The sequence below is a fragment of the uncultured Shewanella sp. genome (genome assembly GCF_947491715.1).
Lineage (GTDB): Bacteria > Pseudomonadota > Gammaproteobacteria > Enterobacterales > Shewanellaceae > Shewanella.
The window spans coordinates 1-22,610 of the sequence record NZ_CANLKR010000033.1; the positions used below are offsets into that span (position 1 = coordinate 1).

Annotated in this window: 20 protein-coding genes and 2 tRNA genes; 18 read left to right on the plus strand and 4 right to left on the minus strand. The window is 42.9% G+C overall.

Annotated elements, in window-relative coordinates:
- Positions 1-301: 301 nt before the first annotated feature.
- A complete protein-coding gene (gene rcnR, locus Q0779_RS18325; protein WP_298774847.1) occupies positions 302-574 on the minus strand; it encodes a Ni(II)/Co(II)-binding transcriptional repressor RcnR in 273 nt (90 codons plus the stop codon).
- 212 nt (positions 575-786) lie between these two features.
- Here rcnR and Q0779_RS18330 point away from each other — a divergent pair, with 212 nt between their 5' ends.
- A complete protein-coding gene (locus Q0779_RS18330; protein ID WP_298774850.1) occupies positions 787-1,137 on the plus strand; it encodes a DUF3147 family protein in 351 nt (116 codons plus the stop codon).
- 35 nt (positions 1,138-1,172) lie between these two features.
- Here Q0779_RS18330 and Q0779_RS18335 read toward each other — a convergent pair whose 3' ends face one another.
- Complete coding sequence (locus Q0779_RS18335) at positions 1,173-1,733, minus strand: redoxin domain-containing protein (protein WP_298774853.1); 561 nt, start codon at positions 1,731-1,733, stop codon at positions 1,173-1,175.
- 114 nt (positions 1,734-1,847) lie between these two features.
- Positions 1,848-4,034, minus strand: a complete 2,187-nt coding sequence (locus tag Q0779_RS18340) for a TonB-dependent siderophore receptor (protein ID WP_298774855.1) — start codon at positions 4,032-4,034, stop codon at positions 1,848-1,850.
- 504 nt (positions 4,035-4,538) lie between these two features.
- Here Q0779_RS18340 and greA point away from each other — a divergent pair.
- The 4 genes from greA to secF all read left to right on the plus strand — a co-directional run bounded on the left by greA (position 4,539) and on the right by secF (position 8,723).
- Positions 4,539-5,015 carry a transcription elongation factor GreA gene (greA, locus tag Q0779_RS18345; RefSeq protein WP_298774857.1) on the plus strand — a complete coding sequence of 159 codons (477 nt, stop codon included), beginning with the start codon at positions 4,539-4,541 and terminating at the stop codon, positions 5,013-5,015.
- A 236-nt stretch (positions 5,016-5,251) separates the two neighbouring features.
- Positions 5,252-5,800: a hypothetical protein gene (locus tag Q0779_RS18350; protein ID WP_298774859.1), complete on the plus strand. Its 549-nt coding sequence runs from the start codon at positions 5,252-5,254 to the stop codon at positions 5,798-5,800.
- 181 nt (positions 5,801-5,981) lie between these two features.
- Positions 5,982-7,796: a protein translocase subunit SecD gene (secD, locus tag Q0779_RS18355; RefSeq protein WP_298774861.1), complete on the plus strand. Its 1,815-nt coding sequence runs from the start codon at positions 5,982-5,984 to the stop codon at positions 7,794-7,796.
- Positions 7,797-7,799: 3 nt separating this feature from the next.
- Entirely contained in the window at positions 7,800-8,723 is a 924-nt protein-coding gene (secF, locus tag Q0779_RS18360; protein ID WP_298774863.1) for a protein translocase subunit SecF, read from the plus strand.
- A gap of 81 nt (positions 8,724-8,804) precedes the next feature.
- On the opposite strand, the gene yhbY is transcribed toward secF, so the two are convergent.
- Entirely contained in the window at positions 8,805-9,107 is a 303-nt protein-coding gene (yhbY, locus tag Q0779_RS18365) for a ribosome assembly RNA-binding protein YhbY (RefSeq protein WP_298774866.1), read from the minus strand.
- A 92-nt stretch (positions 9,108-9,199) separates the two neighbouring features.
- Between yhbY and rlmE the strand changes: the two genes are divergently transcribed.
- The 13 genes from rlmE (at position 9,200) to truB (ending at position 22,517) form a co-directional block, all read left to right on the plus strand.
- Entirely contained in the window at positions 9,200-9,829 is a 630-nt protein-coding gene (rlmE, locus tag Q0779_RS18370; protein ID WP_298774868.1) for a 23S rRNA (uridine(2552)-2'-O)-methyltransferase RlmE, read from the plus strand.
- 31 nt (positions 9,830-9,860) lie between these two features.
- Complete coding sequence (ftsH, locus tag Q0779_RS18375) at positions 9,861-11,858, plus strand: ATP-dependent zinc metalloprotease FtsH (protein WP_298774869.1); 1,998 nt, start codon at positions 9,861-9,863, stop codon at positions 11,856-11,858.
- A 130-nt stretch (positions 11,859-11,988) separates the two neighbouring features.
- Positions 11,989-12,837 carry a dihydropteroate synthase gene (gene folP / locus Q0779_RS18380; RefSeq protein WP_298774871.1) on the plus strand — a complete coding sequence of 283 codons (849 nt, stop codon included), beginning with the start codon at positions 11,989-11,991 and terminating at the stop codon, positions 12,835-12,837.
- A gap of 133 nt (positions 12,838-12,970) precedes the next feature.
- The gene (glmM, locus tag Q0779_RS18385; protein WP_298774874.1) at positions 12,971-14,314 is read left to right on the plus strand and encodes a phosphoglucosamine mutase; all 1,344 of its coding nucleotides are present in this window, start codon (positions 12,971-12,973) and stop codon (positions 14,312-14,314) included.
- Between the two features lie 187 nt (positions 14,315-14,501).
- Positions 14,502-15,284: a triose-phosphate isomerase gene (gene tpiA / locus Q0779_RS18390; RefSeq protein WP_298774877.1), complete on the plus strand. Its 783-nt coding sequence runs from the start codon at positions 14,502-14,504 to the stop codon at positions 15,282-15,284.
- Position 15,285: 1 nt separating this feature from the next.
- The gene (gene secG, locus Q0779_RS18395; RefSeq protein WP_298774879.1) at positions 15,286-15,636 is read left to right on the plus strand and encodes a preprotein translocase subunit SecG; all 351 of its coding nucleotides are present in this window, start codon (positions 15,286-15,288) and stop codon (positions 15,634-15,636) included.
- A 10-nt stretch (positions 15,637-15,646) separates the two neighbouring features.
- A tRNA-Leu gene (locus Q0779_RS18400) sits at positions 15,647-15,733 on the plus strand.
- Between the two features lie 107 nt (positions 15,734-15,840).
- Positions 15,841-15,917 (plus strand) — tRNA-Met (locus Q0779_RS18405).
- Positions 15,918-16,081: 164 nt separating this feature from the next.
- Positions 16,082-16,537, plus strand: coding sequence for a ribosome maturation factor RimP (gene rimP / locus Q0779_RS18410; protein WP_298774918.1), 456 nt, complete (start codon positions 16,082-16,084; stop codon positions 16,535-16,537).
- A gap of 26 nt (positions 16,538-16,563) precedes the next feature.
- Positions 16,564-18,063, plus strand: coding sequence for a transcription termination factor NusA (gene nusA / locus Q0779_RS18415; protein WP_298774880.1), 1,500 nt, complete (start codon positions 16,564-16,566; stop codon positions 18,061-18,063).
- 27 nt (positions 18,064-18,090) lie between these two features.
- Positions 18,091-20,841 (plus strand): translation initiation factor IF-2, encoded by a 2,751-nt coding sequence (infB, locus tag Q0779_RS18420; protein WP_298774882.1) that lies wholly within the window; start codon positions 18,091-18,093, stop codon positions 20,839-20,841.
- 324 nt (positions 20,842-21,165) lie between these two features.
- A complete protein-coding gene (rbfA, locus tag Q0779_RS18425; protein ID WP_298774884.1) occupies positions 21,166-21,579 on the plus strand; it encodes a 30S ribosome-binding factor RbfA in 414 nt (137 codons plus the stop codon).
- Entirely contained in the window at positions 21,579-22,517 is a 939-nt protein-coding gene (gene truB, locus Q0779_RS18430; protein WP_298774886.1) for a tRNA pseudouridine(55) synthase TruB, read from the plus strand. Before rbfA ends, truB begins: the two co-directional genes overlap by 1 nt.
- The last annotated feature ends 93 nt before the right edge of the window (positions 22,518-22,610 follow it).

A 22,610-nucleotide genomic window follows, 5' to 3' on the forward strand; every position in this document is an offset into this window, starting at 1 on the left:
CAGGAGCAATTAATGACCTTGCCTAAACGCGTTTTAATTCCAGCTGAATCCTGCATCTTCAAGTGGTTTGGGTATATGTATTCAAGTAAAATGAAGGTGAGGCTCACTCAATCACTCGATTTTAAAGCGTATCATTGAATTCTAAAGTGTATCATTGAGTCAATCCAGATACCTTTAGACTCGTTAAGTTTTTCGCTAATGAGCTAAAGTGCGTCGAAGAAGGAGTCAGTGGGCAGGGTTCAGTCGACGGTGTTTGGAAATAATCGCTAAATTCATATAAATAAGTGCTGGCCGCAAAGCATTATTTTATGTACGAGTCTAAAATATTGAGTACAGCTTGCATATCCGTTTCTCGTTTTTCAAGTTCTTCTTCAAATACAAGGTGTTCAATAAGATGGCCTTTAATGACTTCCCTCATTAAACCATTAACGGCACCTCGAATCGCCGCTATCTGCTGTAGTACATCTTGACATTCATTTTCTTCTTCAAGCAATTTTTTTAGGCCATTTATTTGGCCTTGTATTTTGTTTACTCGAGTATTGAGTTTTTTTTTATCTTTAATGGTATGTGACATATTTGCTTCAAGTAATGATGAGAATGATCTTGTTTAATAATATTACATCAATTTTATACTGGGGGGTAGTATAAAATACTGGGGGGGAGTATGATAGGTGACACTCTCAGTATCGAAAAAGAGATCGTGATTGTATTGCGTTAAACGAGTACCGCAAAAATAAATGTAAAATTATCTTTTAAAAACAAGTAACTGTAAAAGGTGGCTGTCTGATGTTATGGATTCTTACAAAATATGCGCTAACTGCTGGAATTGTAGTTATGATATCTGAAGTGGCGAAAAGGAGTGACAAAGCGGGAGCGCTTATTGCTGCGCTGCCAACGGTTACCATTTTAGCGCTAATTTGGATGTATGTTGAAGGGCAAGATCAGAATAAGCTTGCTAATCATGCTTATTATACATTTTGGTACGTGCTACCTACTTTACCGATGTTCCTCATTTTTCCTTTTTTATTAAATCGTTACTCATTTTGGCCCTCTTTGGGGATGTGCGCTGTTATTTCAATCGTGTGCTTTTTTATTGTCGTAATAGCAGTTAAAAAATGTGGTATAGAGCTGTTATAAAACGCAATAAGTGAAGTATCACAGGTGTACCGTTTTCAACGGCGGCATTTTAGCCCAAATTCCTGTTTCAATTGAGGTAGCAGTTGCTCCAGCTTTACGTAACCTCGAAGAAGGCTGTGGAGCTGCCCTTGCTTATCGAGAATAAGTGTGATGGGAGTGGCGGGCAGAGGGCCTAAGCTTTCTGTCATGGCGCTATCGGCTAAATAAGCGGGAAAATGCAGTCTCATTTTCCAAGCCGCTTTTCTAAGCACAGTTTTATTGCCGTGACTGGCTAATGCGATGATATTGATGTTATTGGGGCATTGAGATAAAAGCTGATTAAAAACTTTACCTTGTTTGGCACACCAAGGGCATTCGGGCTCGAAAAACATCAGTAAACTGGGTTTGCCCATAAAACCTTGTAAGATTTGTTTTTCATGGGTCACGAGATTAACATGTTGGTAATTAAGCCATTGGCTTTTGACTTGCTGAGTTTGCTGAGAAGAGGGAATCGAAGGGGCATTTGGTGAGGCAAGCGCCGTGTTTATAGACAGGAGTGCACTCAGTAAATATGTCCTGATAAAAATGGGGCTGACTAATTTTATAACTAAGTTCATAACTAAGTTCCTATCGATACTCGTTTGATGATCATACTGTGTTGATTAACTCAGCCGAATTGAAAGAAGGGCAACAATAGTGTTGCCCATAATGATTAACGAAAGATAATGAATTTAGAAGGTCACTTGAATACCTGTGTAAGCTTCACGGCCTCGAAGCGGTCCCCAAATATAGGCGACATCATAGTCACCATTTTCATCATAAAACAGTGGGGATTCACCTTCATTAGCTTGGGTGTAATCAAATACGTTATTCACACCTGCATATAAGGTGATGCTGTCATTAATGGCTTTACTGACTTTAAAATCAAAGGTCCAATAAGATGGCGCATGGGTGGATTTTTTCGATGATGTGACGACATTACCGTTACTGTCGACTTGGTTATAACCATCATAGCCATAATCCGATAAATCCCGCGCGCCAATCCACACTAAGTTAGTGAATAATTCCCAGCCATTGATGTCCCAGTCGGTGTAAAAAGTTAAGCGCTGTTCCACTGGAGCAATAGCATAAGAAGACTTAAAGCTGCTGTCATAGAAAAAACGCTCGGCGGTAAAATTAAGCGTGAGGTTTTCTGTCACGGCGTACCCTAGGGCAATGTCTGTGGTGGTGACCGTGGCAGTTTCATCCAGTTGGGTTAATAGTGGCACGCCACCATCTGTTTCGGTGAGCGTGGCAAGGTTATCGACTTGAGTCCAAGCAACCGATGAGGTGACACTGAGCTGCTCTCCATCAAAGCTTAAAGCATAAGTCGCCGAGCGTGAACGCTCCAGCTTATCAACATCAATTTCAAAGCCTTTTGAGGCATCCAGTACGCCGTGATCCGTTTCAAAAAATGATAACGGCGCTCGGTAGCCTTTACCTGCAGATAAACGTGACATCCACTGCTCGTTATGGCTATAACTCATATCAATGCGCGGGGCGAGAATATGTTGATCGATTTCTTTACCGGGTTTACTGGTGTCGATAAAGTCTGCTTGCACATGATCGAAACGAAGCGCTAAATTCACTTCTAACTTATCGCTGGCTTGCCAAGTGTCTTGTAAGTAAATACCCAGTACATCATAGTCAAAAGCATCGCTGACATAATCGGGCTCGTTTTCTGCGCTAGAATGAGATCGCATTTCTTCTGTGCGTTTATCCAACCCAAAAGTGAATAAATGGCTGTCATTAAGATAATAGTTAAAGCGTGCATCCACATACCACATGGTATCTTCAGCGTAATAGCTAAATCCTTCGTAAAAAGAATCTTGAGTGTGATCGGAATAGCTGCCTGATAATGTCATGTTCCAGTCATCATTTAAGGCGCTAAGCCAACTTAGCGATAGCTCATCGCGCTGAGTTTTGACCCATTCCGTGGTTTCCCAAGCTTTGCCGATAAATTGATTGCGCACATCGCCGTTTTCAAACAGCATGTCAGATGGAATATCGTCAAAAGAAGCAATGACACTCTCTGCGCTGGTGGCGGCGCCGTCGGCAAAGGTATTGCCTAACATGGGGCCGCCAAAGACCTCAGATTGCACATTGGCGTAGCGCAAAGTGACATTATCGTTATCGGTGAGATCTTGTGAGAGGCGTAAACTAAAGGTGCGATTATCTTGACTGGGGGACTCGTTGACAAGGTTATTGTCTTCATCCACTTGGTTGCGATCGTCATATTGTGCGGTTAAGGTGGCGCGAGTACGGCCATCGTCACTGACGCCTGTGCCGAGTATGCCCACTTTGCGATTGCCATTTTCACCGATGGAAGCATCGACGGTGGCGCTATTTTCCATGGCGGTTTTCGTGATGATATTAATGGTACCACCAATGGCTTCTGGGGCGATGAGCGAGGCGCCGGCGCCACGGGCCACTTCAATGCGATCAAGCCCAGTTGTAGAAATGGCATCGACGGCATAATAGCCAGCTATCATGGCATGAACAGGTAGCCCATCCACTAAAATGGTGGTTTGTTCCCCCCGCAACCCATTAAGCATGATGCGTTTTACACCGCACATAGAGCACTCATTGGAGACTCTGACACCAGGGGTATTATTAATGGCTTCAGTCAAGTTAACCGCATTTTTATTATTCATTAATTCGCTGCTGATAACTTCTGTTTTCATGATACTGTCTGAGAGTGTGCCAGCTTTTTCTAAGCGTTGACGTACTCCTTGAACCGTCATTTTTTCGATGGTTTGTTTTTCATCTTCAGTCTGGGGGGTGTCGCTTGTATTGGCTATTGTTTCTTGTTGTGCTATTCCAGGACTTGCTTGAATGGCAAAGAAGATAGCTAATGCAATTGAAGTGCGATTAAACATGAATTTTGTCTCGATAACGGCCTTTTTGAGTAAGGCAATAATGTGTTTTATAAATGAACAGATTGAATCGCAATGACAAAGTGTTATTACTTAACGAGCTTAAGGCGTATTCAATCCATGATAACCGGCATGACAGTAATGATAATTATTTTCAATTGATATTCGACTTTTGAAGAAAAATGAATGGCTGAGCAGTATACGTGCAGAGTTGATGACTGGGTGTTATAAAATTGATGTGGAAGTTTGATTAAAAGTAAATAAAATGAGGCGTATATGCTGGTCAATATTGATTGGCCAAAAAGAATTGTGCATTTTTTGATGGCATGGAGACTTTTATTTTACGTCTTAGGGGGTCTTTGGCATTTTTTTCACTTGATTTGGGGCTATACATTTATTCCTTCTCAAGTATAAAATAGCCTTATTATATTATTTTACTTGTGTTGATAATCGTTAATACCTTATCGACGCGGGATGCTTTTGTTTTAAAGGAGACGAAAGAGGATTATGAATAAGGTTCCAATGACTGTGATCGGCGCAGATATGTTGCGTAAAGAACTCGACCACCTTAAATTTGAGCGTCGCCCTAAAATTACTGAGGCAATTGGTACAGCCAGAGAACTCGGCGATTTAAAAGAAAACGCTGAATATCATGCAGCACGTGAAGAGCAGGGCATATGTGAAGCAAGGATCCGGGATATTGAAGGTAAACTGTCTAACGCGCAGATCATTGATGTGACCAAGATGCCCAATACTGGCCGCGTCATTTTTGGTGTAACGGTGACCATTTTAAATGTCGATACCGATGAAGAAATGACTTATCGCATTGTGGGTGATGATGAAGCCAATATTAAAGAAAATCTGATTTCTGTTAGCTCTCCCATTGCTAGAGGTTTAGTTGGTAAAAATTTAGATGATGAAATTACCATCGAAACACCTGGTGGAAAAACCGATTACGAAATTATTCGCGTGGATTATATTTAATCTGAAAAGTAACCATTTGTAACTAAAGCCGCTATTTGTTAGCGGCTTTTTGTTACATTTTTGTAGTTGTTTATTCTCTCTCGTCAAGTATCCTGACTCTTCATTGTTATCTTTTCACTAAGCGAGTATGCTGACTTTGCTTGCCTCATCCATGAGTTGGTAATGAGTTAAAGCAGTGAATTTACATAAACAAGTGACTTAGGTATGACACTTAGGTATTGAGGTTCTTTAAGCAAGTGATTAAACAAGTGTTCGCCGTTTTTTGTATTGCATTGATGTTAAGCATCAACGCTTATGCGTGCACTGAAAAAATAATCTTGCCTATTGAGGATCATGCTGATGTGGCGACTCATTCAGTGCAGGGCATTGATAGTGCGCAAGTCAAAGAGACCTTAGTGCAATCAACCTCATCAAAGCAGTCATTGCTTGCTCAAAAAAACACTTCCAGTCAGGCGTCAGCGACTAAAGTAAGTCATTCTCAGGGCGCTGATCATCAACCTGTTTCCCCGCTTTCAAGTTCACTTCCCGTGAATAGAGGCGCGACCTTTATTCCCTTGGGGACCCAAGCTTACCTGAGTTTTATTCAGCATGATCTTGTTGAGATCCAACCTGAATATCAATTGGCTTTTGAATTTTCCCCTCCAATTATCCCAAGTTTTAAGGTGGGTTATCGTATCGATGCTAATAATCCATCTTGGTTTTTAACGACTTTTTCTAAAAGCGCTCGCGTGTCTGGTTGGAAAGAGTCAAATCTTATTTATCGTTTTACTCAACAGATAAGCTAAAGCGTTCCTCTAAAAAAGCGTCAAAATTGTCAATATGCTCAATATTAAGGTTTAAAGTCTGTCTGCATGACGCTTTGACCTATTTGTCATTTATGTTCAGTTTTTGACGACACTTCTCCCAGTAAAAATATGAGTCATACAGCAAGGTGTCATCCTGTGCTGTCTGTAGGTAATGAGATTTATGAATAATAGACACAAACATAAAATATTGAATAAGTATTCGGCTTGGCAATATATCGTTTTAATTGTGACCTTAGTGATCATGCTATTGAGCGCGCTCCCGACTTGGTATGGTGAAGATGCCGCCGTACAAATCAATAATAAGTCGGGTTTATTACAATCCCCAGTTGCCTTACAACTTAAATTGCAAGATGCGGGGATTAAGGTAAAGCGCATCACTCAAAATGATAAAGATACTCTTGTGGTGCTTGATGACTCACAGCAACAGACACAAGCCAAAGATATTCTAGCCAAAAACACCAATGATACTTCTGAATTAACCTTAGCACTGGTGCCAGCGGCACCATCGTGGTTAACGAATATGGGATTTGAACCCATCAAATTAGGCCTAGATTTAAGGGGAGGCGTACAGTTTCTCTTAGATGTGGATGTGACACCTGTTTACACAGCTCATCAAAGTCAGCTTATGGACGCTATCCGTCAATATGTTCGCGAGCAGAAATTGCGTGGTGTCAGTGTCACTAAAGCCTCAGAACAAGGCATTCATATTAAGGTATCGGGTAAAGATGTGCGTGGCACGTTACGCACTTTTTTCAAAACCAATTATCCACAATGGCAAGTGACTAATTCTGGTGACGAAGGATTAGCATTGGTACTCAAAGCCGATGAAAGAGTCAATATTCGTAATCTAACCGTACAACAAAATTTACAAGTGATGCGCAGCCGAATAGAGCAGTTGGGGATCACCGAAGCTATGGTACAACGTCAGGGAGAGCATCGTATTCGTATTGAGCTTCCGGGCGTACAAGATCCAGCAGCGGCAAAAAATGTGATTGGTGCAACGGCCAGTTTAGCCTTTTATGCGGTAAAAAGTACGGGGGCTGTCAACACTAAAGTGCTTAAGGATAAATCAGGTATGCCTGTATCTGTGTCTCGTCGCCCTGTGTTGGGAGGCGAGCATATTGTGGATGCGAGAGCGGGCACTGATGAAATGGGGCGCGCTGAGGTCAATATTACCTTAGACAGTGCAGGTGGGAAAATCATGTCTGATTTTTCTCGTGCCAATGTGGGCAACCCAATGGCAACTGCTTATAGCGAGTACAGCCAAGATGTGAACGGTAAGGCGAAACAAAAAACCGAGATCATTAGTGTGGCGACGATTCAGTCACAATTAGGCGATCGCTTTAGGATCACAGGTGCCGGCAGTTATCAAGATGCCCAGCAATTGGCTTTACTGTTGCGTGCAGGCTCGATGACAGCGCCTGTTTTGATGGTCGAAGAGCGTACCATAGGTCCAAGCTTAGGGGCTGAAAACATTGAAAATGGTTTTGCCGCATTAGGTCTTGGGATCAGCATTACTTTATTGTTTATGGCACTTTGGTATCGTCGTTTAGGTTGGGTCGCTAATGTGGCATTAATCGGCAATATGGTGTTGTTATTTGGATTATTAGCGCTTATTCCTGGAGCAGTATTAACTCTACCGGGTATTGCAGGGCTTGTACTCACAGTGGGGATGGCGGTGGATACCAACGTGATTATCTTTGAGCGTATTAAAGATAAAATGAAAGAAGGCAGAAGTTTCGCGCAATCGATTGATCGCGGCTTTGACAGTGCTTTTTCAACGATTATTGATGCCAACTTTACCACTATGATCACCGCCGTGGTGTTATATGCCATTGGTAACGGGCCCATTCAAGGTTTTGCTTTGACACTGGGGCTGGGTTTATTGACCAGTATGTTTACCGGCATTTTTGCTTCGAGAGTCATCATTAATATGGTGTATGGCCGTAATACACAGCGTAATCTGAAGGTGTAAAAGATGAAAAATATTAATAGATTAACTAAGTGGCGTCACCTTTCTAGCGCGATTTCTGTGGCGGTTGTACTCATTTCTTTGAGTATTATTGCGGTGAAAGGGTTTAATTGGGGCTTAGACTTTACTGGTGGGGTTGTGGCTGAAGTAACCATGAGTCCTAAGATCACGGCCAGCGAAATTCAGCCCTTAATGAATGCGGCTTCTAAACAAGATGTGAGTGTGATTTCAGCTGGCGAGCCTGGACGATGGGTTATACGCTATGGCTTACCTGATAGCGTTAAAAACATCGATTCAAACAGTGAAAATACTTCGGTATTAGATGTGAAGCAAGTTCTCAGCCCATTAGACAGTAACGTTAAGTTAATCAACTCAAGTGTCGTGGGGCCTCAAGTAGGGCAAGAACTTGCCGAGCAAGGGGGCTTAGCCTTATTGATTGCCATGCTGTGTATTTTGGGGTATTTGAGTTATCGGTTTGAGTGGCGCTTAGCGGCAGGCTCTCTATGTGCACTCATTCATGATGTCATTTTTGTGCTGGCTTTCTTTTCATTAAGTCAGATGGAATTTAACTTAACCGTATTGGCCGCCATATTGGCTATTCTAGGGTATTCACTTAATGACTCGATTATTATTGCCGATAGAATTCGAGAAGTCTTGATTGCTAAACCCAATGCAAAAACGGCGGATTCAAATAATGAAGCTGTGGTAGCAACCTTTTCCCGTACTATGGTGACCTCTGGCACGACTTTATTGACTGTGGTGGCATTGTGGATCATGGGGGGAGCGCCACTAGAAGGATTCTCTATTGCCATGTTTATTGGTATTTTGACCGGCACTTGGTCATCCATTTCGGTAGGAACCGTGTTGCCAGAAAAATTAGGCTTATTACCTGAACATTATAAAATTGAAGCGTTACCAGAAACGCCGTAATTTATAGTGGCTGTTGATCTTTTGTTTTTCATCAAAAAAGCCGCTATCGATAGCGGCTTTTTATTGATTGATCTAAGTCGATCACTTACGCGCTTGTGGGACCGCGATCTTCATTTCTTCAGATTGACGGAATAAAACGAGCACATGACCTATCATTTGGACTTTTACGGCTTGTGTTTCACGGATAATGGCATCGACGATTGCATTTTTTAGCTCTCTATCGCTAGAGGCTACTTTCACTTTAATCAGTTCATGATGAGAGAGTGCGCTATCAATTTCAGCCAGTACACCTTCAGTTAGACCATTAGAACCAAGCATCACTACAGGCTTTAAACTGTGGGCTAAGCCTTTTAAGTGTTGTTTTTGTTTGGTTGTTAAGTTCATTTATACCAACTTTATGCTGAGTTACTGTTGAAAAGACGCTATTCTACCCTTATATAGCCCTTATGTAACTCTCATTTGTTGCGGATTTTTAAATGTCAGGTAAAAAACGAACAGCGAGTTCGTCTCGTTGGATGCAAGAACATTTTGATGATCATTATGTTAAATTAGCTCAGAAACGAGGTTTACGTTCGCGTGCCGCGTTTAAATTAGAAGAAATCCAAGACAAGGATAAATTAATCCGTCAAGGCATGACTGTGGTGGATTTAGGGGCTGCGCCGGGAGGCTGGTCTCAAGTGGCAGTGAAATTAGCAGGAGATTCAGGTAAAGTGATTGCCTGTGATATCCTTCCTATGGATCCTATCGTTGGCGTTGATTTTTTGCAGGGGGACTTTCGAGAAGAGAAAGTCCTTGACGCATTATTAACGCGAGTCGGTGATGCAAAAGTGGATGTGGTGCTGTCAGATATGGCACCGAACATGAGTGGCTCGGGTGGCGTTGATCAGCCAAGAGCCATGTATTTAGTTGAGTTAGCATTGGATATGTGTCATCAAGTTTTGGCACCAAATGGTTGTTTTGCCGTTAAAGTTTTTCAGGGGGAAGGCTTTGATGACTATATGAAAGCAGTAAAGCAAGCATTTAAAACCGTAAAAACACGTAAGCCGGACTCTTCACGTGCGCGTTCTCGTGAAGTCTATTTAGTGGCGACAGGGTACAAGTTGTAGTACCCTAAGCTTAGTAACCGAAAGACTGAAAATGAGGTCTAGTAATTTGAGTGATATGGCAAAAAATTTAATTCTCTGGGTTGTTATCGCTGTGGTGCTGATATCAGTCTTCCAGGGCTATTCCCCCTCTTCGCAATCGACGCAGAAGATGGATTATTCTACCTTTTTAGATGATGTGCGTACTGGACAGATAGGATCAGTCCAAATACAAAGTGATCAACGTACGATTGATGGCGTGAAAACCAATGGTGATAAATTCACCACTATTATGCCTATTTATGATCAAGACTTAATTAATGATCTTGATCGTAAAGGCGTCAAGATGAAAGGTGAAGAAGCTGAGAAATCAGGCTTCTTAACACAAATCTTTATTTCTTGGTTCCCAATGCTGCTGTTGATCGGTGTTTGGATATTCTTTATGCGCCAAATGCAAGGTGGTGGCGGTAAAGGCGCGATGTCATTTGGTAAGAGTAAAGCCAAATTGATGGGGGAGGAACAAATTAAAACCACCTTTGGCGATGTTGCAGGTTGTGACGAAGCCAAAGAAGACGTGAAAGAATTGGTGGATTACTTAAAAGAGCCGACTCGCTTTCAAAAGTTGGGTGGTCGTATTCCAACAGGCGTGCTGCTAGTGGGCCCACCAGGTACAGGTAAAACCTTATTAGCAAAAGCCATTGCAGGCGAAGCTAAAGTGCCTTTCTTCACGATCTCAGGTTCAGATTTCGTTGAAATGTTTGTCGGTGTGGGTGCATCTCGCGTGCGTGACATGTTTGAGCAAGCAAAAAAATCAGCGCCTTGCATCATTTTTATCGATGAAATCGATGCTGTGGGTCGTCAACGTGGCGCCGGTGTTGGTGGTGGTCATGATGAGCGTGAGCAAACCTTGAACCAAATGTTGGTTGAAATGGATGGTTTTGAAGGTAATGAAGGGGTGATAGTGATCGCCGCGACTAACCGTCCAGACGTATTGGATGCCGCATTGCTGCGTCCAGGTCGTTTTGACCGTCAAGTGGTTGTGGGTTTACCTGATGTTCGTGGTCGTGAACAAATTTTGAAAGTGCACATGCGTAAAGTGCCGTTAGCCGATGGTGTAAAAGCCAGCGTGATTGCACGGGGTACACCCGGATTTTCAGGGGCTGATTTAGCCAACCTTGTAAATGAAGCAGCCCTCTTTGCTGCCCGTGGTAACCGCCGCTTGGTGAGCATGGAAGAGTTTGAAAGCGCAAAAGATAAAATCATGATGGGCGCTGAGCGCCGCACTATGGTGATGTCTGAAGAAGAAAAAGAAATGACCGCCTATCATGAAGCCGGTCATGCCATCGTGGGCTGTTTAGTGCCTGAGCACGATCCTGTGCATAAGGTGACAATTATTCCACGTGGCCGTGCACTCGGGGTGACTTTCTTCTTACCCGAAGCGGATCAGATCAGTCAAAGTCGACGTAAACTTGAGAGTCAAATTTCGGTTGCTTACGGTGGACGTTTGGCCGAAGAAATTATTTATGGCAGCGAGAAGGTGTCCACAGGTGCCTCTCAAGACATTAAATATGCGACGTCAATTGCTCGTAACATGGTCACTCAGTGGGGGTTTTCTGAGAAGTTAGGACCTGTACTTTATGCTGAAGATGATAATGAAGTGTTCTTAGGGCGTAGCATGGGTAAAACCCAACATATGTCAGATGACACTGCGAGTATTATCGATGCTGAAGTGAAGCAGATCATTGAAGAAAACTATGACAGAGCCAGTCGTTTTCTTAATGACAATATGGACATATTACACGCGATGAAAGACGCGTTAATGAAATATGAGACCATTGATGCTGATCAAATTGATGATTTAATGGAAAGACGTGAAGTACGCAAGCCTGCTGAATGGCAAAAGGATGAAGATAGCTCAAATGACAATGGTACAAATGATGCCGATGGTGAGGAAGCCTCTACGCAATCAGCAGAGCCAGTTGTTTCCAGTGATACATCTTCAGATCCTAAGCCTGATGATAAAGGGGATGCGACAGAGTCTCCTGCAAAATAATCAGAGACTTATTGCCTAGCATCTCTGTTTAAGCGAGTAATCTAAATAGAAGAAAACCCCATTTTGGGGTTTTCTTGTTTCTATCGATGTGATATCCCGTGGTTTAAGTGTTTTTGAAGGAAAGTATTCAGTGTTTGAATTAAAAAATAAGCAAAAAGCATTAAGCTTAACGTCTCCTTTAGTGATGGGAATCATCAATGTGACACCGGATTCCTTTTCCGATGGTGGCCGTTTTTCTCAGTTTGAAAAAGCGTGTCAGCAGGCCGATAAACTCATTAAAGAAGGCGCCAAGCTCATAGATGTGGGTGGGGAATCTACTCGACCAGGTGCTGATGAAGTGAGCTTGCAAGAGGAATTGGCGCGAGTGATCCCACTCATTGAATATGTACAGAATAAACATCAAGATATTTGGATATCCATTGATACCAGTAAACCTGAGGTGATGGAGCAAGCGATTATGGCGGGCGCTGACATGATTAATGATGTTCGCGCGCTGCAAATGCCTAATGCACTAGAGGTTGCGGCGCGTTTACAGGTACCAGTGTGTCTAATGCATATGCAAGGCGAGCCTAAAAATATGCAGGCATCACCCAAATATCAAGATGTGATCCAAGATGTTAAAGCCTTCTTTGAAGCAAGGGGGCAAGCGTGTTTGAAGGCAGGTATTAAGCGTGAAAATATCCTTATTGATCCCGGATTTGGCTTTGGTAAAAGCTTAGGGCATAATTTCGAGCTATTGGGACGTTTATCAGAATTTCATGTATTAGGCTTTCCTTTGTTAATTGGTTTATCACGTAAAAGTATGTTTGGTCATTTACTTGATCGAGATGTTTCTGAAAGGTTGTCGGCGAGTTTAGCGGGGAATTTGCTGGCCGCTCAAGCCGGCGCCCATATTTTACGGGTACATGATGTATTAGAGACGCAAGATGTCTTATCGGTATTAAATGAGAGTCAGCAATTCAAGTTTGTAAATAACTAAACATGAATTGATGATCAAGATAACATTTTATTTTTGTGGTATGAAATATTATTAGGTTAATTTGGGCCTTTGCTGACTCATTAATTTCAATAATGAATATAGTTAAGTGGGCTTCAATGAGAGAAGGCCACTAATGGAGAAAAACGTGAGAAAATTTTTTGGTACGGATGGTATTCGTGGCAAGGTTGGGGCAGGAAAAATGACCCCAGAGCTAGCATTAAAGTTGGGCTGGGCAGCAGGCCGAGTTTTATCTCGTGCAGGCACAAAAAAAGTGATTATCGGAAAAGATACTCGAATTTCAGGTTACTTATTTGAATCGGCAATGGAAGCGGGATTAAGTGCTGCAGGTTTGAGCGTCATGTTAGTCGGCCCGATGCCGACTCCTGCTATTGCTTATTTAACACGAACCTTTCGCGCTGAAGCGGGGGTCGTGATCAGTGCATCCCATAATCCTTACTACGATAATGGTATTAAGTTCTTCTCAAATGACGGCAGTAAATTAGATGATGAGGTTGAGCTGGCGATTGAAGCAGAACTGGATAAGCCTTTAGAATGTGTAGAATCACATTTGCTGGGTAAGGTCTCTCGTATTGATGATGCTGCCGGGCGATATATTGAGTATTGTAAAGGTCACTTTCCAGCAGAGCACACACTAGAAGGACTTAAAATTGTGGTCGATTGCGCCCATGGTGCGACTTATCATATTGCCCCTAATGTTTTTAGAGAGCTAGGGGCAGAGGTTATTGCCATTGGTGATAAACCTGATGGACTTAATATTAACCATGAGGTGGGTGCCACATCCATGGGGAAAATTTGTGAAACCGTGATTGCAGAGCATGCAGATTTAGGCATCGCCATTGATGGTGATGGTGATCGCATCATGATGGTCGACAGGCAAGGTCGTGTCATTGATGGTGATGAAATTCTATATATTTTAGCCAGTGATGCTCAATCTCGTGGCGTATTAAAAGGAGGGGTCGTTGGCACCTTAATGTCTAACTTAGGGCTCGAGTTGGCCCTAAAAGAATTAGATATTCCTTTCGCTCGTTCTAAAGTGGGCGATCGTTATGTGATGGAACTGCTTAAAGAACGCGATTGGCGAATTGGCGGTGAAAATTCGGGTCATATTCTGAATTTAGATCATGGTACAACAGGTGATGGTATTGTTGCGGGTATTTTGGTCTTGGCTGCGATGCAGCGCAGTGGTAAAAGTCTTGAAGCATTGACGGCGAAAATGAGCATGCTACCGCAAGTGCTTGTGAATGTTCGTTTTGAGGGAGAGAGCGATCCCTTATCATCCAATCAAGTTTTAGCCGCGAAAGAAGCAGTTGAAACTCAGTTAGGTGCACGAGGGCGAGTCTTACTTAGAAAATCAGGAACTGAACCTTTATTGCGTGTTATGGTTGAGGGTGATGAAAAAGGAAAAGTGATGGAACATGCTCATTTTATTGCAGAAGCGGTAAGAAGTTTAGTATGATCCAATTTTAACCGATATCAGAGTTTGCTGTATCGTAGAAGATCAAGGAACGGGTTTTATCATGTATTGAACCCGCTTCGCATAAAAAGTAGCCGTACGAGCCCATTTAAACAAAAATAATGCTTTTAGCTATTGTAACTTAACTAGGGGTTCGCTATTATTCACGCCGCTTTCAGAGGAGATGGTGATGACACAAAGACGTCCGATGGTTGCAGGTAACTGGAAAATGAATGGCGATGCAAATTTAGCGAGTGCTTTATTTGTGGAGTTTACTAAACAGTTGTCAGCAGAAAGTCCAGAAGTAGTGTTATGTCCGCCAACAATTTATCTTGGAAGCGTAAAGCAAGCGTTTGATGCTTCAGAACTTGACTTCAAGTCAAGTGTGATAAAGCTAGGTGCGCAATCTGTCAGTGAATATGACAAAGGTGCTTATACTGGCGAGATATCAGCGTCAATGTTAAAAGATTCAGGATGCCAATATGTGATTATTGGGCACTCCGAAAGACGCAATCATTTTGGTGAAACCAGTGATGTGATTGCTGAAAAATTTGCTGCTGCAAAAGAAAAAGGCTTGATACCGATACTGTGTATGGGAGAATCAGCCGAAGAGCGAGGAGCAAATCAAACATTTAACGTCATAAGCAATGAAATTGATACCATTATCGCAAGAAATGGTATTAATGCTTTTGATAAAGCCGTTATCGCTTATGAGCCACTTTGGGCCATAGGAACGGGTAACAGCGCTACGCCTGAGCAGGCACAAGAAGTGCATGGGTTTATTCGCAAGCGTCTGCTAGAAGGATCTCCATCAATTGGAGAAAACATTAGGATATTGTACGGTGGTAGCGTAACACCGAGTAACGCAGCAGATTTATTTGCTCAACCTGATGTAGACGGTGGTTTAATTGGCGGTGTAAGTCTTAAACCTACCGATTTTCTCAGTTTATGTACAATAGCGATGAGCGTGTAATATGTATGAAGTTTTAATGGTAGTTTACTTGTTGGTGGCATTAGGGCTAATTGGTCTAATCCTTATTCAGCAAGGCAAAGGTGCAGATATGGGAGCCTCATTTGGCGCCGGTGCTTCTGCAACTTTATTCGGGTCTTCAGGATCGGGTAATTTTTTAACCCGTTCGACCGCAATTTTAGCCATTGCATTTTTTGCTTTAAGTTTAACGATTGGTAACTTAAGTGCTAATCATACTAAAGCAGAGGATCAGTGGAATGATTTAGGTAATAATGCTGCACCAGCGACAGAGCAAGTGCAACAGAAAACAGATAAATCTGAGAATACTGAAAATAATTCAAGTATTCCTGATTAAACCAGGTGTCGCCGAGGTGGCGAAATTGGTAGACGCGCAGCCTTGAGGTGGCTGTGACTTAACGGTCGTGCGGGTTCAAGTCCCGCTCTCGGCACCAAAGTTAGGATTTTATTGGTAATAAAATCAAATTTTAATAAAGTGAAAAGATTTTGAGCTTTATTATTGCAAGTATCAATATTTATCAATATACTTGCAAACAGTTGACGCGGGGTGGAGCAGTTTGGTAGCTCGTCGGGCTCATAACCCGAAGGTCGTCGGTTCAAATCCGGCCCCCGCAACCAGTTTTAAGTGATTTTTTTGAGTTTTTCACTTAGACCTGTTACAGGTGATACACATGTTAACCTCGTCATTACGGGGTTTTTTGTTATCTGTGACTTATCAAATTGCCGCATTCGTGGGGTTGTACTGGGGCTTTAAGCCCTTTTTTGTTTTTCTGGGGGTAACCTTGGCTACATTAGAACGCAAATTGGAACAAATGCTGACCGCACCCGTTGAAGCCTTAGGGCATGAGCTTTGGGGGATAGAATATATCCAAGCAGGCAAGCATTCTGTTGTGCGCCTTTATATAGACAATGAAAAAGGTATCTTTGTTGATGATTGTGCAAATGTGAGTCGTCAAGTAAGTGCTGTATTAGATGTCGAAGATCCAATTTCAACAGAGTATACATTAGAAGTCTCCTCCCCAGGTGTTGAACGTCCTTTGTTTAATGCCAAGCAATATGAAGCCTATCTGGGAGAGACAATCAAAGTACAAGTGACCATGCCTGTGGCAGGTAGTCGTAACTTAAAAGGCACGATTACTGGCATTGAAGGTCAAATGCTTTCTCTTATGGTAGAAGGTAAAGAATTGATAATCGCTTTGGATAATATCCGTAAAAGCAATTTAATCGTTAAGTTTTGATGGATTCAGGTGAACGAGGCAAGAGGATGAATAAAGAAATTCTGCTAGTCGCTGAGGCGGTTTCAAATGAGAAGGGTGTTCCTCGCGAAAAGATTTTTGAAGCGTTGGAAATTGCCCTTGCCACAGCTACAAAGAAAAAATATGAAGGCGACATTGAAGTGCGTGTTGCTATCGACCGTAAAACCGGTGGTTATGAAACATTCCGTCGTTGGATGGTGGTTGAAGATGAAGGCGAAGCATTAGAAAACCCGTTTCGTGAAATTACATTTGAAGCTGCTCAATTTGAAGAGCCTGGTATTGAACTTGGCGCTTATATTGAAGATGAAATTGAATCCGTTGCTTTTGACCGTATTACCACGCAAACGGCAAAACAAGTGATTGTTCAAAAAGTCCGTGAGGCCGAACGCGCCCAAGTTGTGGATCAATTCCGCGACAAAGAGGGTGAGTTAGTTGTGGGTGTAGTGAAAAAAAGTAATCGCGAAAGTGTCGTGGTTGACTTAGGCAATAATGCCGATGGCGTGTTGTTTAAAGAAGATTTGATTTCACGTGAATCTTTCCGCCCAGGTGACAGAGTGCGTTCACTGCTTTATTCTGTTCGCCCTGAAGCGCGCGGTGCACAGTTATTTTTAACCCGCACTAAGCCTGAAATGTTGATTGAGTTATTTCGTGTTGAAGTCCCTGAAATTGCTGATGAGCTTATTCAGATCATGGGGGCGGCTCGCGATGCGGGTTCGCGCGCAAAAATTGCTGTTAAATCCAATGATAAAAGAATTGACCCTATTGGTGCCTGTGTGGGGATGCGCGGTGCTAGGGTGCAAGCGGTATCTAATGAGCTGGGTGGCGAGCGTGTTGATATTATTCTCTGGGATGATAACCCTGCGCAGTTTGTGATCAATGCCATGGCTCCTGCGGATGTGGCTTCTATTATCGTTGATGAAGATAACCATTCAATGGATATTGCAGTTGAAGCGGATAGTTTAGCACAAGCTATTGGTCGTAACGGTCAAAATGTCCGTTTAGCTACGCAATTGACCGGTTGGGTTTTGAATGTCATGACGGTTGATGACATGAAAGCGAAGCATCAAGCGGAAAGTGCAAAAATTATTAATTTATTTGTAACGGCATTAGATGTGGATGAGGACTTTGCTCAAGTCTTGGCTGATGAAGGGTTCACTTCATTAGAAGAAATCACTTATGTACCTGTAAATGAGTTATTAGAAATAGACGGATTTGATGAAGATATTGTTGAATCTTTAAGAGAAAGAGCCAAAGCGGCCATTTCTACTCGTGCACTAGCGACTGAAGAGGCGTTAGATGGTGCACAGCCAAGTGAAGATTTATTGGCGCTTGAAGGTTTAGAAAGACATTTAGCATTCGTATTGGCGAGTAAAGGCGTCGTTACGCTTGAAGATTTAGCCGAACAAGGCATTGACGATTTGATCGAAATTGAAGAATTGACAGAAGAAAAAGCTGGTGAGCTGATCATGGCTGCCCGTAATATCTGTTGGTTTGGCGAAGATGCATAAGTCGATCAACAGAGGGGGAGTTTACAGATGGCAGATATGACAGTAGAGAAGCTAGCCAAAGAAGTAGGGAAAAGTACTGATCGACTTGTCGAACAGTTTTCTCAGGCTGGTATTAGCAAAGTACATACGGACACTGTGTCTGAAGGGGAAAAACAGCAGCTGCTTGATTTTCTGAAAAAGCAACATGGGGGGGATACCACCCCAACAAAAATGACATTGCAACGCAAATCTGTGTCAACGTTAAGTGTTGCTGGCAGTGGCGGACAATCTAAAGATGTCAAAGTTGAAGTCCGTAAGAAACGCACTTTCGTTAAACGCGATGAAGCGCAAGAAGCGGCTGCGAAAGCAGAAGAAGAAGCCAAGTTAGCAGCAGAAGCGCAAGCGGCTGCTGAAGCGGAGGCGAAAGCCAAGGCAAAAGCTGAAGAAGAAGCGAAGGCTAAAGCGGAAGCGGCAAGAATTAAAGCAGAAAAAGAACAAGCAGCGGCTGCAGCGAAGGCTAAAGCTAAAGAAGAAGTAAAAGTCAAATCGGCTAAGCAGGATACAGTGCAAGTACAACAAAGTGCTGAAGAAACAGCGGAAAAAGCAGAAGCAGATAGATTACAAGCAGCGAAAGATGAAGTGGCTAAAGCAGAAGCTGAGGCGAAAGCCTTAAAAGCAACTGAAGAAGCACGTCGTCTTGCCGAAGAAAACGCAAAGCGTTGGGCTGAAGAAGAAAAAGCGCGTAAAGAGTCAGAGCAAAGTGCTGATCACCACGTGACGACGTCGACTGAAGCGCGTGCAGCTGAAGATAGAGCCGATATGAATGCTGAAAAGCGCGGACGTCGTCCACGCAAGCCAGCATCTGGCGCGGCTGCTAACAGCAATGATAATGCCAATAGCGGTAATAAGCCTTCTGGCAAGAATAAGCGTGGTGGTAAAGACAATCGTCGTGACCGCAATTCACGTAATTCACGTAATTCACGTAACACGATGCGTAATGCACCTGAGTCGATGGATCACGCTTTCACTAAGCCTGTTGCAGCGGTTAAAACCGATGTGAGCATAGGTGAAACGGTTTCTGTATCAGAACTTGCATCAAAAATGTCCATAAAAGCCACTGAAATCATCAAACAAATGATGAAGATGGGGTCTATGGTAACGATTAACCAAGTATTGGACCAAGAAACGGCGCAACTTGTTGCTGAAGAAATGGGCCATAAAGTGATCCTGACTCGTGAAAATGAGTTGGAGCACCAAGTTCTTGCCGATCGTGACGGTGATATTAAAGCGGAAACCCGTGCACCTGTTGTTACCATCATGGGTCACGTCGATCATGGTAAAACATCACTACTTGATTATATTCGTCGCGCGAAAGTGGCTTCGGGTGAAGCCGGTGGTATTACCCAGCATATCGGTGCGTATCATGTAGAAACAGATAACGGCATGATCACTTTCCTTGATACACCAGGTCACGCGGCATTTACAGCAATGCGTGCACGTGGTGCGAAAGCAACGGATATCGTGATCTTAGTGGTTGCAGCCGATGACGGCGTTATGCCACAAACCATCGAAGCGATTCAGCATGCGAAAGCCGGTGGCGTACCGCTTATCGTTGCAGTAAACAAGATGGATAAAGAAGCGGCCGATATTGACCGTGTTAAGACTGAGCTTGCACAGCATGAAGTGATGTCTGAAGAGTGGGGCGGAGACAACATGTTTGCCTACGTATCTGCGAAAACAGGTGCAGGTGTCGATGAACTACTAGAAGGTATTTTACTTCAAGCGGAAGTCATGGAGTTGACAGCTGTTAAAGAAGGCATGGCAGCGGGCGTAGTTGTTGAGTCTAAACTGGATAAAGGTCGTGGTCCTGTGGCAACGGTTCTTGTTCAAGAAGGCACATTGAACCAAGGTGATATCGTTCTTTGTGGATTAGAATACGGTAAAGTCCGTGCCATGCGCGATGAAAATGGTCGTTCCATTAAAACCGCTGGACCATCTATTCCTGTCGAAATCTTAGGATTATCAGGTGTACCTTCAGCCGGTGATGAAGCAACGGTTGTACGTGATGAGCGTAAAGCACGTGAAGTGGCGCTTTATCGTCAAGGTAAATTCCGTGATGTGAAACTTGCACGTCAGCAAAAATCGAAACTTGAAAACATGTTTGCGAACATGGTTGAAGGTGAAGTACAAGAATTGAATCTTGTACTGAAAGCTGATGTTCAAGGCTCACTTGAAGCCATTGCTGATTCATTGAATAAACTGTCAACCGATGAAGTTAAAGTGAATATTATTGCTCGTGGTGTCGGTGGATTGACTGAAACGGATGCAACACTGGCTGCAGCGTCAAATGCTATTATGGTCGGCTTTAACGTTCGTGCCGATGCACAAGCCCGTAAAGTGGTTGATAGCGAAAGTGTTGATTTACGTTATTACAGCGTCATCTATAGCTTGATTGACGAAGTCAGATCGGCAATGGGCGGCATGTTGTCACCTGAATTCAAGCAAGAAATCATTGGTCTTGCTGAAGTACGTGATGTGTTTAAATCACCTAAGATTGGTGCGATTGCCGGTTGTATGGTCACTGAAGGTTTGATTAAGCGTAGCGCGCCTATTCGTGTTCTACGTGATAATGTGGTTATCTACGAAGGTGAGCTTGAATCACTTCGTCGCTTTAAAGACGATGTCAACGAAGTGCGTAACGGTATGGAATGTGGTATCGGTGTGAAGAACTACAATGATGTCAAAGTTGGCGATCAAATTGAAGTTTTTGAAACTGTTGAAATAGCCCGTACTTTATAAGATTAATCATGAAAGAAGGGCGGCGTAAGCCGCCTTCTTTATACCAATCTGCATTGATATATAGTCACTCAGCGGGAGTTCAAAACGCGGTAGACAAGACTGATGCTTGAAGTTAATAGTGATTCTATATCGAAAGCATCTAACGCAGTATAGCGTGTTTTGCCCCCCGCACTTCGTGAGAGACTCAGACATTCCATTTCTGTGTTACATTAACTTAAAAGGCAATAAGCTTTTTTTTATTAATGCGCCTTGAATTGAAAAGCCTGAGTCACTCTGAGTTGAGCATCTATCAAAGCGAATTGGTATTATTATGGCGAAAATATTATGGCAAGAGAATTCAGTCGTACCCGTCGAATCGCACAACAACTACAGCAAGAATTAGCCCAAGTATTGCAAAGGGATATGAAAGATCCTCGTATTGGCATGGTAACGGTTAATGATGTAGACGTGTCACGGGATTTAAATTATGCAAAAGTGTATGTGACTTTTTTCGATGAAGATGAGAAAAGAGTACAAGATAAACTAGCGGCATTAGATGCAGCAGCAGGTTATGTTCGCTCTTTAGTTGCTGGACGTATGAAGCTCAGAGTCATGCCTGAATTGAGGTTTATTTATGACGCATCATTAGTGGAAGGGATGCGTATGTCAAATCTGGTGAGCAAAGTGATCAGTAATGACGAAGCAAAGCAGCAAAAGCAAACAGACACTGATGTGAATAAAGGTGAGGGTGAAGAATAATGGCACGTCGTTCTCGTGGCCGTTTTATCGATGGTGTTTTACTGTTAGATAAAGATACAGGCATGAGCTCTAATTTTGCCTTGCAAAGAGTGAAGCGATTATTTGGGGCGGCGAAAGCGGGCCATACTGGCGCACTGGATCCTTTGGCAACAGGCATGTTACCCATTTGTTTGGGAGAGGCGACTAAGTTTTCTCAGCATTTATTAGACGCCGATAAGCGTTATCTTGTTACGGCTAAATTAGGTCAACGGACGGATACCAGTGACTCTGATGGTGAAGTGGTACAAACTCGGTCCATCGATTTTACTCAGGCACAGCTAGACGATGCCCTTGAGCACTTTAGAGGAGAGACGATGCAAGTCCCCTCTATGTTCTCCGCACTTAAATATCAAGGTCAACCTTTGTATAAGTACGCTCGCGAAGGCATCGAAGTCCCTAGAACGGCACGTCCTATCACGGTATTTGAATTGAATTTTGTCTCGCTTGAAGGTGATGAATTAACGCTTGATATTCATTGCTCTAAAGGGACTTATATTCGAACCATTACTGATGATTTGGGTGAAATGCTGGGTTGTGGTGCGCATGTTATCATGTTGCGCCGAACACAAGTAGCGGGTTACCCAAGTGATAAAATGGTGTCTTTAGCAGAGCTTGAAAGTTTAGTCGCTAAAGCCGATGAGCAAGAAATCAAATCGAGTACCTTATTGGATCCTTTATTACTGCCTATGGATACTGCGGTCAGTGGGTTAGCGGAAGTTAATTTACCTGAGGTTAGCGCCGCTTATCTGATGCAAGGGCAAGCTGTACAAGCAACAGGTTTAGTGCCTGAAGAACTTGTGCGGATCACGATTGGTGATGACAAACGATTTGTGGGCATTGGTTGCATGAATAATGATGGGCTGTTAGCGCCGAAGCGATTGGTGGTATTGCACGATTAATCTTGTCATTGTAATCATCATTTAACGAAAATGATGATTAATACTCGAATATTGTATTTTAACAGGTTGCGTCTTTAGTCATAAATCGCTAAA

Coding starts and splice junctions, on each gene's coding strand:
- rcnR (WP_298774847.1), bottom strand. CDS start 574: ATGTCACATACCATTAAAGATAAAAAAAAACTCAATACTCGAGTAAAC.
- greA (WP_298774857.1), top strand. CDS start 4,539: ATGAATAAGGTTCCAATGACTGTGATCGGCGCAGATATGTTGCGTAAA.
- rbfA (WP_298774884.1), top strand. CDS start 21,166: ATGGCAAGAGAATTCAGTCGTACCCGTCGAATCGCACAACAACTACAG.
- rlmE (WP_298774868.1), top strand. CDS start 9,200: ATGTCAGGTAAAAAACGAACAGCGAGTTCGTCTCGTTGGATGCAAGAA.
- Q0779_RS18330 (WP_298774850.1), top strand. CDS start 787: ATGTTATGGATTCTTACAAAATATGCGCTAACTGCTGGAATTGTAGTT.
- secF (WP_298774863.1), top strand. CDS start 7,800: ATGAAAAATATTAATAGATTAACTAAGTGGCGTCACCTTTCTAGCGCG.
- Q0779_RS18335 (WP_298774853.1), bottom strand. CDS start 1,733: ATGAACTTAGTTATAAAATTAGTCAGCCCCATTTTTATCAGGACATAT.
- ftsH (WP_298774869.1), top strand. CDS start 9,861: ATGAGGTCTAGTAATTTGAGTGATATGGCAAAAAATTTAATTCTCTGG.
- truB (WP_298774886.1), top strand. CDS start 21,579: ATGGCACGTCGTTCTCGTGGCCGTTTTATCGATGGTGTTTTACTGTTA.
- yhbY (WP_298774866.1), bottom strand. CDS start 9,107: ATGAACTTAACAACCAAACAAAAACAACACTTAAAAGGCTTAGCCCAC.
- infB (WP_298774882.1), top strand. CDS start 18,091: ATGGCAGATATGACAGTAGAGAAGCTAGCCAAAGAAGTAGGGAAAAGT.
- nusA (WP_298774880.1), top strand. CDS start 16,564: ATGAATAAAGAAATTCTGCTAGTCGCTGAGGCGGTTTCAAATGAGAAG.
- secD (WP_298774861.1), top strand. CDS start 5,982: ATGAATAATAGACACAAACATAAAATATTGAATAAGTATTCGGCTTGG.
- glmM (WP_298774874.1), top strand. CDS start 12,971: ATGGAGAAAAACGTGAGAAAATTTTTTGGTACGGATGGTATTCGTGGC.
- Q0779_RS18340 (WP_298774855.1), bottom strand. CDS start 4,034: ATGTTTAATCGCACTTCAATTGCATTAGCTATCTTCTTTGCCATTCAA.
- tpiA (WP_298774877.1), top strand. CDS start 14,502: ATGACACAAAGACGTCCGATGGTTGCAGGTAACTGGAAAATGAATGGC.
- secG (WP_298774879.1), top strand. CDS start 15,286: ATGTATGAAGTTTTAATGGTAGTTTACTTGTTGGTGGCATTAGGGCTA.